The following is a 15,322-nucleotide window of genomic DNA, read 5'->3' on the forward strand; positions in this document are numbered from 1 at the left end:
TCCAACCTCCGCCCGCATCATTCAAGAGAGACCCCGCCATGTGGAAGGCCCTGCCTGTCGCCGTTCTGCTCGCCGCCGCGCCGTTGACGGCGGCGGTCGTCCTGCCGCTGGCCGCCACCGCCCAGCCGCCGGAGGGCAAGGCGGCGCTGGATGAGATCGTCAGGGACTATCAGGGCTGGTCCGACCGTGAGAACCCGGTCGGGGCCGGGTTCAACGGCGACCGGGCGGCGCTGGCGCGGCTGCCCGACATCACCCTGGCCGCCGACCAGCGGCGGGCCAAGGATCTGGCGGTGTTCAAGCAGCGACTGGCGGCGGTCCCGGAGGCCGGGCTTTCCGACAACGACGCACTGAACCGGGCCATCCTGATCCGGGTGGTCGATGACCAGCTGTCTTCGCTCAAGTTTGACCAGGCGCGGTTCGCCTTCTCCAGCGACGACACCTGGGACGGCATGCTGGCCTACCTGGCCGACAGCGCCCCGATGGGCTCGAAGGCCGATGCCGAGGCCTGGCTGTCGCGACTGGCGGCCGCGCCCAAGCTCTATGCCGACGCCACCGACAACGCCCGGCGGGGCATCAAGACCGGCTGGACCCAGCCGACCTACATCGCCCAGCTTGTGCTGACCCAGTCGCGGGCCGTGGCCGCCGCCCCGGTCACCGAGACCGATCCCCTGCTGCGGCCGCTCGAAAAGCTGCCGGCCAGCGTTTCGGCGGCCGACAAGGCGGCCTTGAAGGCCAAGGGCGTGGCCATCCTGAAGGACGGGCTGCGGCCGGCTCAGGCGCGGTTCGTCACCTTCCTGGAAAAGGAATACCTGCCGGCCGCCCGCAAGGGCCTGGGGGTCGGCTCGCTCAAGGACGGCAAGGCCTATTACGCCTGGCTCGCGCGCCGCTACACCACCACTGCCATGACGCCGGAGGAAATCCACGCCCTCGGTCAGTCGGAAGTGAAGCGGATCCGCGCGGAGATGGACGCGGTGATGGCCCAGACGGGGTTCAAGGGCACCTTCCCCGAGTTCCTGGCCTTCCTGCGCAGCGACAAGCGGTTCGTGGCCGACAGCCGCCAGGACCTGATGGAGAAGGCCTCGGAGATCTCGAAGCGGATCGACGACCGGTTGCCCGCCTATTTCGGCACCCTGCCGCGCCTGCCCTACGGGGTGCGGGAGGTTCCGCGGGAGATCGAGGAGAACTACACCACGGGCCGATATTTCCCGGGCAGCCCCAAGCTGGGCGTCGCCGGCGGCTACATGGTCAACACTGGCAAGCTGGACCAGCGGGGCCTCTATGAACTGCCGGCCCTGACCCTGCACGAGGCGGTTCCTGGCCACCATCTGCAGATCGCCCTGGCCCAGGAACTGCCCGAGGTTCCGGCCTTCCGCCGCGACGCCGATATGACCGCCTTCATCGAGGGCTGGGGCCTCTATGCCGAGCGGCTGGGGATCGAGATGGGCATCTATCGCGACCCCTACGAACAGTTCGGCCGGCTGTCCTACGAGATGTGGCGGGCCTGCCGGCTGGTGGCTGATACCGGGCTTCACTACCTCGGCTGGAGCCTGGAGGAGGCGCGAGCCTGTTTCGCGCAGAACAGCGCTTTGTCGGCCCACAACATCGAGATGGAGCTGGCCCGCTACGTCAGCTGGCCGGGCCAGGCCCTGGCCTACAAGATCGGCGAGCGGACCTTTGTGCGGGTGCGGGCCAAGGCGGAGGCGGCGCTCGGCGACAAGTTCGACATCCGCCGCTTCCACGACGCGGTGCTGCTGGCCGGGCCGTTACCGATGGACCTCTTGGAAGCTCGGGTCGACCGCTGGATCGCGGCGGAAAAGGCGCGGGGTTAGACCCCCGCCCCTTCCCAGTCGCCGTAGCCCGCGCCGTCAGGCTTGCGGCCCGTGAGCTTGGCGTTGAGGCGGAAGATGATGCGGCTGCCAGTGGTCTTGAACATCGCCGGGACGAGCCCGTGGACAAGGCAGGCCAGGCCGGCGCCCAGCAGGGTCAGGCCCACGCCGCAGGAGGCGCGGAAGTGCTGGCTGTAGGTCTCGCCCACCGCGCGGGGGTGGGAAGTGAAGGGATTGTCCATCGTCGGCCCTCGATGTGATGGCCTTGATTGGCAGGGGCCGGGGGCGGGATCAAGGCGGGAGGTCAGCCCAGCTCGCGGGAACGGGCGATTGCCGCCGCCACGGCGGATTTGAGCAACGGTTCGAGGCCATCCCGCCCCATCAGCACCTTCAGCGCCGCCTCGGTCGTGCCGCCGGGCGAAGTGACCTGGCGGCGAAGCTCGGCCGGCGGGGTGTCGCCGGAGGCCATCAGGGCGGCGGCCCCGGTCAGGGTCGAGCGGGCCAGATCGGCGGCGGCGGTTGGGCTGAGGCCCGAGGCGACCGCCGCCGCTTCGAGCGCTTCGGCGAAGGCGTAGAGGTAGGCCGGGCCGGAACCGGAGACCGCCGTGGCGGCATGCATCTGGTCCTCGGCCTGGAGTTCGACGACCCGGCCCAGGGGGTCGAACAAGGCGTGGGCGCGGGCGCGGGCCTGGGGGTCGGCGGCGCAGAGGCTGATCGTGCCCTGGTTGATGGCCACGGCGGTCGTCGGCATGACGCGGGCGACCCGCAGGCCGCCGAAGGCCTCGGCGATGGCTTCGGAGGTGACGCCGGCGGCGATGGAGACCACGACGGCGTCGGGGGAGAGGTGAGGCGCGATCTCTGTTGCCACTTGCCGCCAGATCTGGGGTTTGACGGCGAGCAGGACGGTGCGGCAGGCGGCGAGGTCGGCATCCGGCGGATTGAGGCGGACGCCGGAGAGGTCGGCGTCCGGACCGGGGCTGGGGTCACGCACGTAGAGTTCGGAGGGGGAGAAGGTCCCGGCCGTGCGCCACCCCCTGATCATCGCCCCGCCCATACGTCCGACGCCGAGGATAAGGAGGGGGGTCATGGGGGGATCCTGGGTTGCCAACCTCCCTCCCCTTTATGGGGAGGGACAGCGAGGCGCCAGCCTCGCAGGGTGGGGAAGTCGGGTGAAGGGCGGCCGAGCGTGGGGGCGTGTAGATCTTCACCCCCTCATTCCGTCATCCTAGGCCTTGTGCCTAGGACCCATGGCTGTGCGAGGCGCGAACTTATCCTGAGCGCGCGGCCGCGCGCTCACCCTGATTGATCGTGCAAGCGGATCGATGGGTCCTAGGCACAAGGCCTAGGATGACGGCGTTAGTTTTGACAGGGCGGGGCGCCCTTAAGCCCGGCCGACCGTCTCGAACATGCAGGCGGCCATCGCCTCTTCCGGCGATTTCGCCCCGGCCAGCAGGAAATCGAAGGCCGGGTAGAAGCGATCGGCGGCTTCCATGGCCACGTCGATCATCGCCGCGGTCTGGCCCGGCGTCGGGCGGTCGCCGCCGAACAGGCCCATGGCGTGGCGAAAGACCACCTCGCCGTCATCGGCCCAGATCTCGAAATGGCCCTGCCACAGGCGCTGGTTGACCAGGTTGGAGAGGTCGCAGGCCAGGGAGCGGACCGGCTTGCCGGCCTTCAGGTCGATGCTGAGGCACAGCTGCAGGCACTCGGCCTCCGGCCGCCAGGCGAACCACAGCTCGTAGTCTTTCCAGTCGCCGGCCAGGGAGAAGGCGAGGTCGCCGTCCTCGGTGCGGTCGAAGGCCAGGTTTTCCGCCGACAGGACGTGTTCGACCACCTCCAGGGGATCGAGCGCCAGCAGGGCTTCGTCGTCTTCGGGCGGTGAAATGTCCATCGGTCTTACTGTCCTCCGGAGTGCGGGCGGACCATCGCGGCAGCGGCCCCGAATCGCCTGCACTCACAGACCCTAGTGCGGTTCGCGGTGTTCGTCACAACCGCTTCTTTCAAAGGGGGAAACCCCGCTGCGACAATCACCCGGCAGGCGGTGTTTGCCCGCCAGCCTTCAACGCGGCGACCTCGGCGCGCAGGGCCGCGATCTCGGCCTTGAGCGCCTCGAACTCGTCGCGGCGGATCAGGTCCAGCTCGGCGGCGAACTTGTCGCCCTGGGCGCGGAAGGCGGCCTTGGCCTCCTCGCCGGCGGCCTGGGCAAGGCCCGCCGCGGCCGTGGTCAGCTTGGCGATCTCGTCCAGGAAGGGGTTCTGGGTATGCATGTCCTGACTCATATGGGAAACGTTTGGTGAATGCGAAGGGGATTAGGTAGGACATCCCCAGAATCTTGAGCCACGAGGTTAACCCGGTGGAATTCCCCGACTTCTCCCCCTTCGTCGGGGGCGATAACGCGACCATCACCCTGTTCGGCGCGACGCTGGGCATCCGCTGGTACGCCCTGGCCTACGTGGCGGGCATCCTGCTGGGCTGGCGCTATGCGGTGGGGCTGGTCAAGAATGCCAAACTCTGGGGCGGCAAGCCGCCGACCGCCACCCAGGCCCAGATCGACGACCTGATCCTGTGGATCACCCTGGGGGTCATCCTCGGCGGGCGGCTGGGCTACGTGCTGTTCTACCAGCCGTCGCTGATCTGGCCCGAGCCGCTGAAGATCCTGCGGATCTGGGAAGGCGGGATGAGTTTCCACGGCGGGCTGCTTGGGGTCGCCGTCGCGCTGATCTGGTTCGCGCGGGCCAACAAGATCGACCTGTTGAAGCTGGCGGACCTGACCGCGCCGGCGGTGCCGTTCGGCCTGTTCTTCGGGCGGATCGCCAACTTCATCAACGGCGAGCTGTGGGGCCGGCCGACCGACCTGCCCTGGGGGATCACCGGGTTTCCGAATACCAACGATGGTTACGCCCGCCACCCGAGCCAGCTCTATGAGGCCATTCTCGAGGGCCTGGTGCTGTTCATCCTCCTGCGCTGGGCGACGCACAGCAGGCTGTGGCTGCAGCGGCGCGGCGTGGTCGCGGGGATGTTCCTGACCGGCTATGGCGTCTTCCGGCTGCTGCTGGAGAATACCCGCGAACCCGACAGCTTCCTGGCTGAGTTCACCGCCTCCACCGGCGGGATCACCATGGGCATGCTGCTGTCGATCCCGATGCTGCTGGGCGGCGCCTGGCTGATCTGGCGGGGGATGAAGGAGCCGGTGGTCATCGTGCGCGATGCTCCGGCCGCGCCGGAAGCCCCCAAAGACGCGCCCAAGCCGCCCCGCAAGAGCACACCGAAGAGCGCCCCAAAGAGCGCCAAGCCCAAGTCATGAGCCTGAAAGACCGGCTGAAAGCCGAGATCGCCCAGGGCGGGCCGATCCCGGTCGCCGACTACATGGTCCGCTGCCTGCACGACCCGCGTGATGGCTACTACGCCACCCGCCCGGCGATCGGCGGCGGCGGCGATTTCGTCACCGCCCCGATGGTCAGCCAGATGTTCGGGGAACTGATCGGCCTGTGGTGCGTGGAGACCTGGGCGCGGCTGGGCCGGCCCGAGCGGTTCCGGCTGGTCGAGATGGGCCCCGGTGACGGGACTCTGATGAGCGACCTGCTGCGGGCGGTGAAGCTGGCCCCGGAGTTCACGGCGGCGGCCGACCTCTGGCTGGTCGAGACCTCCGATCCGCTGAAGGCGGCGCAGGGGGAGAAACTGTCGGGCGCCCAATGGGCCGACACGCTGGACGGCGTGCCGGACGGCGCGCCGGTGATCCTGGTGGCCAACGAGCTGTTCGACTGCCTGCCGATCCGCCAGTTCGTGCAGACCCCCGGCGGCTGGGTCGAGCGTCTGGTCGGCCTGACTCCGGACGGCGAGCTGACCTTCGGCCTGGCGCCCAGCGAGCATGGCCAGGCGCCGGAAGACGGCGCCATGGTGCTGGAGGTTTCCCCGGCCCAGGAAGCCCTGGCGGCGGCGTTGGCCGAGCGGGTGACGCGCGATGGGGGCGCCGCTCTGGTCATCGATTACGGCCGCGACCAGCCCGAATTCGGCGACACCCTTCAGGCGCTGAAGGGCCATGAGAAGCTGGGGCCGCTGGACGCGCCGGGGATGAGCGACCTGACCGCCCACGTCGATTTCCCTGCCCTGTTGACCGCCGCCCGCGAGGCCGGCGCCGAGACGGCCGGGCCGGTCCCCCAGGGCCTGTTCCTGGGCCGGCTGGGCATCCAGCATCGCGCCGAGGCGCTTATCGCGGCCCGGCCGGACCGGTCGATGGTGGTGGGACGGCAGCTGGCGAGGCTGGTGGCCCCGGACCAGATGGGTGAGTTGTTCAAGGCGATGTGCATCGCCCAGCCGGGGTTCGCGGCGCCGGGGTTCGAGTAGGCGATGCTCTCCGCCCCCGCGAGGGGGCGGAGGACGGTTCGGAGCTTGAGCGACGGACCAGGAGGCGGGGCAGCGCCGGCGGTTGAGAGGTTTCTCCTGAACCGGCTCGGTTTGGCTCGCTTGCAGCGCTCGCCAAAGCCACTCCCCCATCTGCGATGGGGAGAGCGACGCTCTTCAACGCCGGGCCATGTCAAACACGAGGCGATTGACGGACACCGTTCGTTCAAATAAATAACTGACCGGTCAGTTATCAACGAGCCCACCATGCTCCAACCCGGTCCCCCGAAGTTCCAGCGGCGCAAGGAAGACCGCCCCGGCGAGATCGTTTCGGCGGCCCTGGGGGTCTTCTCCGAAAAGGGTTTCGCCGCCGCCAGGCTGGACGAGATCGCCCGGCGGGCCGGTGTCTCAAAGGGCGCCCTCTATCTCTATTTCGAGACCAAGGAGGAGCTGTTCCACGCGGTGGTGAAGAGCGCCATTTCGCCGAATCTGGCCATGGTCCGCGAGCGGCTGGAGGCCTTTCCCGGCCCGTTCGGGGGCCTTCTGGAGGTGTTCCTGCCGACCATCGCCCAGGTGATAGCCACCTCGGCGGTGGCGCCGATCGGCAAGATGGTGATCGGCGAGGGACGGAATTTTCCGGAGCTGGCGCGCTACTGGCACGAGGAGCTGGTCGCCCCGATGATCGGCCTGGTCAGCGGCCTGATCGCCAAGGCCCAGGCGCGGGGCGAGGTCCGGGCGGGCGATCCGCGCCTGTTCGCCGCCCAGATCATGGCCCCCTTCCTGATGGCGGTGCTATGGCGCGAGACCTTCGTGCCCGTCGGCGCCGAACCCTTCGACGTCCAGGCCCTGGCGGCGCAGCACCTGACCGTCCTCAAGGCCGGACTGCTGATCGGAGAGAAGGCATGAAACGCCCACCCCTGAAGGTGATCGTGGCGGTCGCGGTGCTGGCGACGGCCGGGCTGGCGACCTGGCTGCTCTGGCCCAAGGAAGGCGAAGCCGGGCTGACCGGCTACGTCGAGGGCCAGACCCTGTATTTCGCGGCGCCGACTTCCGGAGCCCTCACTCGGCTTAACGTCGAGCGAGGCCAGCGGGTGGCGGCGGGGACCCTGCTGTTCGAGGTGGATAGCGGTACGGCCCTGGCCCAGGAGCGACAGGCGGAGGCCGCCGCCCGGGCGGCCCGGGCGCGGGCCGAGGATGCCTTGAAGGGCCAGCGGCCGCAGGAGCTGGCGGTGTTCGCCGCCCAGCGCGCCTCGGCGAAAGCCCAGCTCGACCAGGCCGAGGCCGAGTACCGCCGGGTGCAGACCCTGGCGGCCAAGGGCATCTATGCGCCGGCGCGACTGGATCAGGCGCGGGCCAGCGTCGGGGTGGCGCGGGCGCAGTACCAGGAAACCCTGCGGCGGCTGGAGGTGGCCGAGCTGGGGGCGCGGGAGGACCAGGCGCGGGCGGCGGCGGCCGATGCGGAGCGGGCGCGGGCCGGTGTGAGCGAGGCCGATGTGCGGACCCGCCAGCTGGCGCCCGTCGCCCCCGCGGCGGGGCGGATCGAGGACGTCTTCTACCGCCCCGGCGAATGGGCCGTGGCCAACAGTCCGGTGGTGGCCCTGCTGCCCGATGCGCGGGTGAAGCTGAAGTTCTTCGTCGCCGAGACGGAGGTGACCCGCTATCGGCCCGGAACGCGGGTGCGGTTCTTCTGCGACGGCTGCCGGGGTGGAGAGGCGCGGGTCGTCTATGTCAGCCCGCGGCCGGAGTTCACCCCGCCGGTGATCTACAGCCGGGGCAACCGGGAGCGGCTGGTGTTCCTGGTCGAGGCGACGCCGGAGCGGCCGGCGGAGTTGGCGCCGGGCCAGCCGGTGGAGATCGCGCGGTTGGGGGATGGGAAGTGACAGCCTGGTCCCTCAGGCCGCTGGGCAAGAGCGCCCCCCTCCCTGAGGGAGGGGGTAGGGGGAGGGTTTACGCTGCCGACACCGTAAACCCTCTCCCTCCCACCGCTTCGCGGCGGGCCCCTCCCTCTCCCTCAGGGAGAGGGACATTGGCGAATAGGATGGAAGAATCCGGAGCGGCCCCATGACCGCCCCCGCCATCGATGTGCGGGGCCTGAACAGGTCTTTCGGCGACAAGCATGTCGTCCGCGACCTCGATATCGCGGTGCAGGCCGGGAAGGTGACCGGGTTCCTCGGGCCGAACGGGTCGGGCAAGACCACGACCATGCGGATGCTGTGCGGCCTCTTGACCCCCGACAGCGGCGAGGGGGTGGTGCTGGGGCTGGACTTCCGGGAGCAGGCGCGGGCGATCAAGCGGCGCACAGGCTACATGACCCAGAAGTTCTCGCTCTATGAGGACCTGACCATCGCCGAGAACCTGGAGTTCACCGCCCGGGTCTACGGCATGGACGATCGGCGCCGGCGGGTGAACGAGGCGCTGGACAAGCTGGGCCTGGCCTCGCGGCGCAGCCAGCCGGCGGGGGCGCTGTCCGGCGGCTGGAAGCAGCGTCTGGCTCTGGCGGCCGCGACGATGCATGAGCCGGACCTGCTGCTGCTCGACGAGCCGACGGCCGGGGTCGATCCCAAGGCGCGGCGGGAGTTCTGGGACGAGATTCACGGCCTGGCCGCCGCCGGGCTGACCGTCATGGTCTCCACCCACTACATGGACGAGGCCGAGCGCTGCCACGACATCGCCTATATCGCCTATGGCCGGCTGATGGCCCGGGGGACGATCCCCGAGTTGATCGAGGGCTCGCACCTGATCACCTTCCGCGCCGACGGCGCCGACCGGCTGGCCGGTGAGTTGGCCGCAAAGCCCGGCGTCGAGATGGCCGCCCCGTTCGGCTCGGCCCTGCATGTCAGCGGGACGGATCGCGCGGCGCTGGAGGCCGCCATCGCCCCCTATCGCGACCGCTTCGCCTGGAGCGAGGTGCGGCCAACCATCGAGGACGTGTTCATCCACCTGATGAACCGGGCCGAGGACAACTTTCGATGAATGGCCCCTCCTTGTCCGGGCAGCGCATCCTGGCGGTGCTGATCAAGGAGTTCATCCAGCTCACCCGCGACCGGCTGACCTATGCGATGATCCTGGCCGTGCCGATCATGCAGCTGCTGCTGTTCGGCTATGCCATCAACAACGACCCCAAAAACCTGCCGGCCATCGTGCTGGACCAGGACCGCAGCGCCTTCAGCCGATCGGTGCTGAGCGCGCTCGACAATACCGACTACTTCCGCTTCGTGGCCGAGGCCCGCTCGCCCGCCGAGCTCGATGCCGCCATCGAGGAGGGCCGCGCTCAGTTCGCCATCACCATCCCCCAGGACTTTGGCCGCCGGGTGGTGCGGGGCGATGCGGCGCAGGTGCTGATCGAGGCGGACGCCTCGGACCCGACGACCGTCGGCGGCGCCGTGGCGGCGGTGTCGGGGCTGACCAACACGGCCTTGAGCCATGACCTGAAAGGGCCGCTGGTCGGACGGGCCGGGGCCGCGCCGTTCGAGGTGGTCGTCCACCGGCGCTATAATCCGGAGAACATCACGGCGTTGAACATCGTGCCCGGCCTGCTGGGCATCGTGCTGTCCATGACCCTGGTCATGATGACCGCCTTGGCCCTGACCCGCGAGCGAGAACGGGGGACGATGGAGACCCTTCTGTCCACCCCTGTCGAGCCACTTGAGGTGATGGTCGGCAAGCTGGCGCCCTATGTCGGGATCGGGCTGATCCAGACGGCGATCATCCTGATCCTGGCGCGGATCCTGTTCCAGGTGCCCTTCGTCGGCGGCTGGGGCGCGCTGACGCTTGGGGTCGTGCTGTTCATCGTCGGCAGTCTCAGCCTCGGCTTCCTGTTCTCCACCCTGGCCAAGAGCCAGCTGCAGGCCATGCAGATGAGCGTCTTCTACCTCCTTCCCTCCCTGCTGCTGTCGGGCTTCATGTTCCCCTTCCGCGGCATGCCCGCCTGGGCCCAAGCCCTCGGCGAAGCCATCCCCGTCACCCACTTCCTGAGGATCGTCCGGGGGGCGCTGCTCAAGGGGGTGGGCATCGAGCACGCCTGGGGGAGCCTGCTGGCCCTGACCCTGTTTGTGGCGGTGGTCACGGGGTTGGCGATGAGCCGGTATCGGACGACGCTTGACTAAAAGGTTTCGCCTCTGGGCTCCCTTCTCCCCTTGTGGGAGAAGGTGGCGCGAAGCGCCGGATGAGGGGTCGATGGCTCTTCAAGCTGCGAAGAGGCGGTTGCGACAGGCCGCGTCGCAGGCCGGTGCGCCCCCTCATCCGTCGGCTTCGCCGACACCTTCTCCCGCGAGGGGAGAAGGGACCGCTCGCGGCGACTCCCTAGGCGTCCGCGCCTGCGTTATCTAAAGCGTATGACCCTCCCGACCCTTCACTCGCCGCTGCTCGCCGCCCAGCCGGGCGTCAAGCATGCCTTCTTCACCCGCCAGGGCGGAGTCTCGACCGGGGTGCATGAGAGCCTCAATGTCGGGCGGGGCTCGAAGGACGATCCGGCGGCCGTCGAGGAGAACCGGCGCCGCGCGGCGGACTGGTTCGGCGTGATGCCGGACGCTCTGAACAGCTGCTACCAGGTCCACTCCAGCCGCGCCCTGGTCGCCGAGGCGCCCTGGGGCCGCTATCGGCCGGAGGGGGACGCGGTGGTCACCGACCAGCGCTCCATCGTCTGCGGCGCCCTGCATGCCGACTGCGCCCCGGTGCTGATCGTTGATCCGGAGGCGCGGGTGGTGGCCGCCGCCCATGCCGGATGGAAGGGCGCGCTGGGCGGGATCGTGGCCGAGACGGTGGCCGCCATGGTGCGGCTGGGGGCCGACCCCTCGCGGATGGCGGCGGCGGTTGGGCCGTGCATCGGCCCCGTTTCCTACGAGGTGGGCGAGGAATTCGAGGCCGCCTTCACCGAGGTCGACCCGGACCATGCCCGCTGGTTCCGCGCCGGCGCGCCGGGCAAGCGGATGTTCGACCTGCCGGGATTCGTGCTGGGCCGGCTGGCGGCGGCGGGGGTGGCGCGGTCGGAATGGACCGGCCACGACACCTGCGCCGAGGAGGCGCTGTTCCACTCCAACCGCCGGGCTTTCAAGCGGGGCGAGGACGACTATGGCCGCCTGCTCAGCGCCATCATGCTAGTCTGACGGGGGGCTGATCGACGCTTCGAAGGCCGCCGGATCGGCCAGCAGGTTGCGGAACTCGCCGACGCACTGCAGCCACATGTCGTGATCGGCGATCAGGCCGGCGCGGGTGTCGGTGGCCTTGGGCAGGAAGCCCATCTTCAGGTAGGGCGTGCCGTCCGCGCCCTGGAAGGCGACGCAGACATAGGTGACGTCGTTCCAAAGGTTCAGCGTCTTGGGAGGCGGCGAGTCCATTTCCCAGGAGGCCAGGTAGTAGGCCGCCTGGCAGCTCGACTTGTCGGCCGAGCAGTCGCGGAACTCGACGGAGAAGTTGAAGTCGTCCTGCGTCGCCTTGAGAAAGTGGTTGCCCTTGTTGTCGGTCTCCAGCTTCCCGCTCGCCCCGGCCGCGGTCAGCGCCGCCGCCAGATCCGCCGGCTTGCGCGCGTCAAACGGTTGGGCCTGAGCCGCCCCCGCCGTCACCAGGAGCGCCGCCCCCGCCAGCCCGGCCATCCACTTCGCCATTTCGGTGCATCCCCTTCCGCCCATGCGTTCGCTTGGATTAGATAGCGCCAATGACGCAAGCGCAAAGCCTTTGCCGGATCGGAATGGTCGCCGCCCTGGTGGCCGGGGCCTCGATAGCCTTCGCCCCGATGGCGGTCGCCCAGGAACGCACCCCGCCCGAACGCCAGACCCTGGTCGACCTGGCCTATGCCATCGGCGAGAGCCACGCCCTGCGCCAGGCCTGTCAGGGGGTTGGCGACCAGTACTGGCGCGAGCGCATGGAACAGCTGACCCAAACCGAGGCGGCCGACGCCGCCTTCCAGTCGCGGCTGACCCAGGCCTTCAACAACGGCTTCTTCGCCCGCCAGGCCCAGTTCCCGAGCTGTGGACCCGAGAGCCGCAAGGCCGAGCTGGCCGTGGCGCGCAAGGGCGAGGGCCTGTCGCGCAAGCTGGCCGCCTCGGTCCGCGAGGTGAAGCGGATGGGACCGGACGATCCCAACTTCAAGAACGGCGATCCGGATTCTGTGGAAGAGAACGCGCCGGAGAGATAGACTCGCCTCCAAGTCGATTGGAGGGACGTCGATGTTCTGGATTTTCGCGATCCTGTTGATCGTGGTGGCGCTGTTCCTAGTGTTCAGCGTCCTCAAGATCGTGCCGCAGGGCAAGGAATACACGGTCGAGCGGTTCGGCCGCTACACCCGGACCCTGAAGCCCGGCATCTCCATCCTGACCCCGTTCATCGAGACCATCGGGCGGCGGGTCAACATGATGGAGCAGGTGCTGGACGTGCCCCAGCAGGAAGTCATCACCAAGGACAATGCCGTGGTGAAGGTCGACGGCATCGTCTTCATCCAGGTGATGGACGCGGCGAGCGCCGCCTATCGGGTCGACAATCTGAACTACGCCATCGCCCAGCTGTGCATGACCAACCTGCGGACCGTGGTCGGCTCGATGGAGCTGGACGAGGTGCTGAGCCAACGGGACCAGATCAACAGCCGCCTCTTGGCCACCATCGACCACGCCACCAGCCCCTGGGGCGTGAAGGCCACGCGGATCGAGATCAAAGATCTGACCCCGCCGCCGGACATCACCAACGCCATGGCCCGCCAGATGAAGGCCGAACGTGAGCGCCGCGCGGTGATCACCGAGGCCGACGGCGAGAAGCAGAGCCAGATCGCTAGAGCCGAGGGCGCCAAGCAGGCCGCCATCCTGGAGGCCGAGGGCCGCCGGGAAGCCGCCTTCCGTGACGCCGAGGCGCGCGAACGGGAAGCCGAGGCCGAGGCCAAGGCCACCGCCTTCGTGTCGGAGGCCATCGCGCGAGGCGACGTGAACGCCATCAACTACTTCATCGCCCAGAAGTATGTGGAGGCCTTCGGCAAGCTGGCCGAGAGCCCCAGCCAGAAGACGGTGATCGTGCCGGCCGACTTTGCCGGCCTCACGGGCTCGATCGCCGGCATCGGCGAGCTGGTGAAGACCCTGACTACCGACGCGGCCCCCACCCCGCCCCGGGCGCCGGCCGTGCCCCGCACGCCGAGGAGCTGACGATCATGGACGCGCTCTATGCCAATCATGCGGTGTGGTTCTGGCTGGCCCTGGGAGCGGTGATCCTGGCGGCCGAGCTGTCGACCGGCACCGGCTGGATGCTGTGGCCGGCGGTCACCGCCGCCGTAACCGCCCTGCTGACGCTGGTGCTGCCAGCCAACATCGCCATCCACCTGGTGATCTATGCGGTGCTGACCATCCTGGCGACGGTGACCGCGCGACGCTACCTGCCGCGCGACATCTCCGGATCGGGACCGGACATCAACGACAACATCACCCGCCTGATCGGCCTGCGCGGCGAGGCGGCAAGCATCTTCGCCGAGGGGCGCGGCCGGGTGCAGGTCGAGGGCAAGGAATGGGATGCGCTGAGCGACGATGCGCTGATCCCCGGCAAGGCGGTGCAGGTGGTCGAGGTGCTGTCGGCGGCAAGCCTGCGGGTGAAGGCGGCCTAGCGGTTCTCGTCCATCCACTTGCGCAGCGCCGTCAGGAACGGCAGGGCGGCGGCGAATTCGGCGTCGGTGAAGGCCTCGCGGAATCCCTCCATCCGTGGACGGAGCGATTGCAGGCCAGCCTCGTAGGCTTTCGCACCGGCGGTGGTGAGCGAGACCTTTTTCTTGCGCCCATCGGCGGCGTCGCCCTCGATGGCCACGAAGCCCTGGGCCTCCAGCCGCTGGAGGGTGTTGGTCATCGCCCCCTTGGTGACCTGGAAGGCGGAGGCCAGCTGGGCCGGGCTCTCGGCCCCGCCCCGGCGCATGAAGTGGGTCAGCACCCCGAACTGGGCGGCGCTCATCCCCGCCGGCAGGCTGCGCTCCAGGGCGGCGTTGGACAGCTGGGCGATGATGCCGATCTCGGTCAGCACCTCGACGTCCGGGCGGCTGCGGGCGGCCATCAGGCGGCCCTCAGGTGCGCGGCCAGCCCCCGGCGTGGCGCGGGCGGACCCTCCGCCGCATAGCCAGCGCGGACCAGCATCTGCAGCCGCTCGCCGGGCTGGACGGCGGTGCGGCGGAGCGACTCGGCGAATAACGGGGCCATCTCGGGATACTCCTGCAGCGCCTGGCTCATCGGCTGCAGGGCGACGTGCCGGGCCGTGGCCTCCAGGGTCATGCGGGCGTAGGCGCGGCCGGAAGCGAGTTCCAGCATCCGGCCCTCGCCATGGCTGACGATCCAGACGAAGGCGCGGGCGCTGTCGCACAGCGGGTCGCAGAAGCTCCGGTTCTGCTTGAAGGCGATGGTGCCCGGTTTGGCCAGGTTTTCGCGGGTGAGGATGCCGACCGCCTTCATCGCTTCGATGGGGGCGCCGGTCAGGCTGATTCCGTCGCGGTGCTCGGCCACCTCGTGGGCGCCGATGCGGATCAGGTCGACGGTCTCCTGGTTGGCGGCGGGGGTGTCGACCTCGCGGTGGAAGGCGCGTTTGGTCATGTCCTTAAGACCCTCCAGCCCTGGCCCGCCCGACACCGAGCCGGTGCGCAGGCCTGGCGCCAGCCCGGCGGCCTCGAGCGCGGCAAGATCTGCGCGCGGGATCTTCTGGTCGGCGAAGGGATCGCGACTCGTCCGACGGCGGAGGATGTGGCGGAAAAGCGGGTCGGCCGCCCCGCCCTTGACGAAGGTCACCCGGGCGAAGGGGCGCTGGTCGAAGCTGCGTTCCGGCTGGCCGTCGGGGAAGGGGAGGACCTGGGCCTGATAGCCCTTGATGCTGGCGGCGATGGACAGCAGCTCAAGGAAGGCGCCGCAGCCGATGACGATCTGCCGCCCGAACGGATCGGTGGCCGGCAGCAGGCGGGTCCGGTCGACGAACAGCGACAGCTGATCGTCACCATCCAGCCGGGCCAGCCAGGGCTGACGGTTGTGCGGGTTGGGGGCGAGGATGGCGTGGGCCAGGGCGTAGAGGCGGACGTCCCGCTGTGACGAGCCGGGCGAGACCCAGGCGGTGGTCGGGTCGGGGGCCTCGGCGCAAGCGGAGAGGCCGGCCGTGGCGGCGAAGACGGCGCCGCCGCCGATCAGGCGGATGAAGTTGCGACGATGCATGGCGCG

Annotated in this window: 17 protein-coding genes and 1 pseudogene; 11 read left to right on the forward strand and 7 right to left on the reverse strand. The window is 69.4% G+C overall.

Annotation, left to right across the window (positions count from 1 at the left end; genetic code table 11):
- Positions 1–38: 38 nt before the first annotated feature.
- Positions 39–1,829, forward strand: a complete 1,791-nt coding sequence (locus tag GVN21_RS02755; protein ID WP_166573169.1) for a DUF885 family protein — start codon at positions 39–41, stop codon at positions 1,827–1,829.
- On the opposite strand, the gene GVN21_RS02760 is transcribed toward GVN21_RS02755, so the two are convergent.
- The 4 genes from GVN21_RS02760 to GVN21_RS02775 form a co-directional block, all read right to left on the reverse strand.
- Positions 1,826–2,068 (reverse strand): DUF6356 family protein, encoded by a 243-nt coding sequence (locus GVN21_RS02760; RefSeq protein WP_166573170.1) that lies wholly within the window; start codon positions 2,066–2,068, stop codon positions 1,826–1,828. The genes GVN21_RS02755 and GVN21_RS02760 overlap by 4 nt on opposite strands.
- A 62-nt stretch (positions 2,069–2,130) precedes the next feature.
- Positions 2,131–2,913, reverse strand: coding sequence for a pyrroline-5-carboxylate reductase (proC, locus tag GVN21_RS02765; protein WP_166573171.1), 783 nt, complete (start codon positions 2,911–2,913; stop codon positions 2,131–2,133).
- Between the two features lie 294 nt (positions 2,914–3,207).
- Positions 3,208–3,717: a YbjN domain-containing protein gene (locus tag GVN21_RS02770; RefSeq protein ID WP_166573172.1), complete on the reverse strand. Its 510-nt coding sequence runs from the start codon at positions 3,715–3,717 to the stop codon at positions 3,208–3,210.
- Positions 3,718–3,853: 136 nt separating this feature from the next.
- Complete coding sequence (locus tag GVN21_RS02775) at positions 3,854–4,093, reverse strand: accessory factor UbiK family protein (protein WP_166573173.1); 240 nt, start codon at positions 4,091–4,093, stop codon at positions 3,854–3,856.
- A gap of 134 nt (positions 4,094–4,227) precedes the next feature.
- Here GVN21_RS02775 and lgt point away from each other — a divergent pair.
- From lgt to pgeF, 7 genes and pseudogenes are all read left to right on the forward strand, one after another.
- Positions 4,228–5,019, forward strand: a pseudogene (gene lgt / locus GVN21_RS02780) (prolipoprotein diacylglyceryl transferase); the annotation flags it as partial.
- A gap of 107 nt (positions 5,020–5,126) precedes the next feature.
- Positions 5,127–6,170: a class I SAM-dependent methyltransferase gene (locus tag GVN21_RS02785; protein ID WP_166573175.1), complete on the forward strand. Its 1,044-nt coding sequence runs from the start codon at positions 5,127–5,129 to the stop codon at positions 6,168–6,170.
- A 264-nt stretch (positions 6,171–6,434) separates the two neighbouring features.
- Positions 6,435–7,073 carry a TetR/AcrR family transcriptional regulator gene (locus tag GVN21_RS02790; protein ID WP_166573176.1) on the forward strand — a complete coding sequence of 213 codons (639 nt, stop codon included), beginning with the start codon at positions 6,435–6,437 and terminating at the stop codon, positions 7,071–7,073.
- Positions 7,070–8,047, forward strand: coding sequence for an HlyD family efflux transporter periplasmic adaptor subunit (locus GVN21_RS02795; protein WP_166573177.1), 978 nt, complete (start codon positions 7,070–7,072; stop codon positions 8,045–8,047). Before GVN21_RS02790 ends, GVN21_RS02795 begins: the two co-directional genes overlap by 4 nt.
- Positions 8,048–8,228: 181 nt before the next feature.
- A complete protein-coding gene (locus GVN21_RS02800) occupies positions 8,229–9,140 on the forward strand; it encodes an ABC transporter ATP-binding protein (RefSeq protein ID WP_166573178.1) in 912 nt (303 codons plus the stop codon).
- A gap of 11 nt (positions 9,141–9,151) precedes the next feature.
- Positions 9,152–10,273, forward strand: coding sequence for an ABC transporter permease (locus GVN21_RS02805; RefSeq protein ID WP_346764211.1), 1,122 nt, complete (start codon positions 9,152–9,154; stop codon positions 10,271–10,273).
- 228 nt (positions 10,274–10,501) lie between these two features.
- Positions 10,502–11,272, forward strand: a complete 771-nt coding sequence (gene pgeF / locus GVN21_RS02810) for a peptidoglycan editing factor PgeF (protein WP_166573180.1) — start codon at positions 10,502–10,504, stop codon at positions 11,270–11,272.
- Here the strand turns inward: pgeF and GVN21_RS02815 are convergent.
- A complete protein-coding gene (locus GVN21_RS02815) occupies positions 11,264–11,770 on the reverse strand; it encodes a YbjN domain-containing protein (protein WP_166573181.1) in 507 nt (168 codons plus the stop codon). The two genes, pgeF and GVN21_RS02815, sit on opposite strands and share 9 nt — an antisense overlap.
- A gap of 50 nt (positions 11,771–11,820) precedes the next feature.
- On the opposite strand from GVN21_RS02815, the gene GVN21_RS02820 reads away from it, so the two are divergent.
- Genes GVN21_RS02820 through GVN21_RS02830 form a run of 3 tightly spaced genes read left to right on the forward strand, consistent with a single transcriptional unit; the run spans position 11,821 to position 13,743 of the window.
- Positions 11,821–12,300: a TIGR02301 family protein gene (locus GVN21_RS02820; protein WP_240902720.1), complete on the forward strand. Its 480-nt coding sequence runs from the start codon at positions 11,821–11,823 to the stop codon at positions 12,298–12,300.
- Between the two features lie 31 nt (positions 12,301–12,331).
- The gene (locus tag GVN21_RS02825) at positions 12,332–13,291 is read left to right on the forward strand and encodes an SPFH domain-containing protein (RefSeq protein ID WP_166573182.1); all 960 of its coding nucleotides are present in this window, start codon (positions 12,332–12,334) and stop codon (positions 13,289–13,291) included.
- Positions 13,292–13,296: 5 nt separating this feature from the next.
- Entirely contained in the window at positions 13,297–13,743 is a 447-nt protein-coding gene (locus tag GVN21_RS02830; RefSeq protein ID WP_166573183.1) for an NfeD family protein, read from the forward strand.
- Here the strand turns inward: GVN21_RS02830 and GVN21_RS02835 are convergent.
- Together GVN21_RS02835 and GVN21_RS02840 are read right to left on the reverse strand one after the other, a co-directional pair.
- Entirely contained in the window at positions 13,740–14,180 is a 441-nt protein-coding gene (locus GVN21_RS02835; protein WP_166573184.1) for a MarR family transcriptional regulator, read from the reverse strand. The genes GVN21_RS02830 and GVN21_RS02835 overlap by 4 nt on opposite strands.
- On the reverse strand, positions 14,180–15,316 hold the full coding sequence (locus GVN21_RS02840; RefSeq protein ID WP_166573185.1) for a twin-arginine translocation pathway signal protein: 1,137 nt from the start codon (positions 15,314–15,316) through the stop codon (positions 14,180–14,182). Before GVN21_RS02840 ends, GVN21_RS02835 begins: the two co-directional genes overlap by 1 nt.
- Positions 15,317–15,322: the final 6 nt, after the last annotated feature.

Origin of the sequence: Caulobacter sp. SLTY (assembly GCF_009905535.1) — a bacterium.
Classification (GTDB): Bacteria; Pseudomonadota; Alphaproteobacteria; order Caulobacterales; family Caulobacteraceae; genus Caulobacter.

Bases quoted from the DNA above. Each gene is read 5' to 3' on its own strand.
- GVN21_RS02830 (WP_166573183.1), top strand. From the start codon at position 13,297: ATGGACGCGCTCTATGCCAATCATGCGGTGTGGTTCTGGCTGGCCCTG.
- GVN21_RS02785 (WP_166573175.1), top strand. From the start codon at position 5,127: ATGAGCCTGAAAGACCGGCTGAAAGCCGAGATCGCCCAGGGCGGGCCG.
- pgeF (WP_166573180.1), top strand. From the start codon at position 10,502: ATGACCCTCCCGACCCTTCACTCGCCGCTGCTCGCCGCCCAGCCGGGC.
- GVN21_RS02815 (WP_166573181.1), bottom strand. From the start codon at position 11,770: ATGGCGAAGTGGATGGCCGGGCTGGCGGGGGCGGCGCTCCTGGTGACG.
- GVN21_RS02800 (WP_166573178.1), top strand. From the start codon at position 8,229: ATGACCGCCCCCGCCATCGATGTGCGGGGCCTGAACAGGTCTTTCGGC.
- GVN21_RS02755 (WP_166573169.1), top strand. From the start codon at position 39: ATGTGGAAGGCCCTGCCTGTCGCCGTTCTGCTCGCCGCCGCGCCGTTG.
- GVN21_RS02820 (WP_240902720.1), top strand. From the start codon at position 11,821: ATGACGCAAGCGCAAAGCCTTTGCCGGATCGGAATGGTCGCCGCCCTG.
- GVN21_RS02825 (WP_166573182.1), top strand. From the start codon at position 12,332: ATGTTCTGGATTTTCGCGATCCTGTTGATCGTGGTGGCGCTGTTCCTA.
- GVN21_RS02770 (WP_166573172.1), bottom strand. From the start codon at position 3,717: ATGGACATTTCACCGCCCGAAGACGACGAAGCCCTGCTGGCGCTCGAT.
- GVN21_RS02795 (WP_166573177.1), top strand. From the start codon at position 7,070: ATGAAACGCCCACCCCTGAAGGTGATCGTGGCGGTCGCGGTGCTGGCG.
- GVN21_RS02760 (WP_166573170.1), bottom strand. From the start codon at position 2,068: ATGGACAATCCCTTCACTTCCCACCCCCGCGCGGTGGGCGAGACCTAC.
- GVN21_RS02835 (WP_166573184.1), bottom strand. From the start codon at position 14,180: ATGGCCGCCCGCAGCCGCCCGGACGTCGAGGTGCTGACCGAGATCGGC.
- GVN21_RS02790 (WP_166573176.1), top strand. From the start codon at position 6,435: ATGCTCCAACCCGGTCCCCCGAAGTTCCAGCGGCGCAAGGAAGACCGC.
- GVN21_RS02775 (WP_166573173.1), bottom strand. From the start codon at position 4,093: ATGCATACCCAGAACCCCTTCCTGGACGAGATCGCCAAGCTGACCACG.
- proC (WP_166573171.1), bottom strand. From the start codon at position 2,913: ATGACCCCCCTCCTTATCCTCGGCGTCGGACGTATGGGCGGGGCGATG.
- GVN21_RS02840 (WP_166573185.1), bottom strand. From the start codon at position 15,316: ATGCATCGTCGCAACTTCATCCGCCTGATCGGCGGCGGCGCCGTCTTC.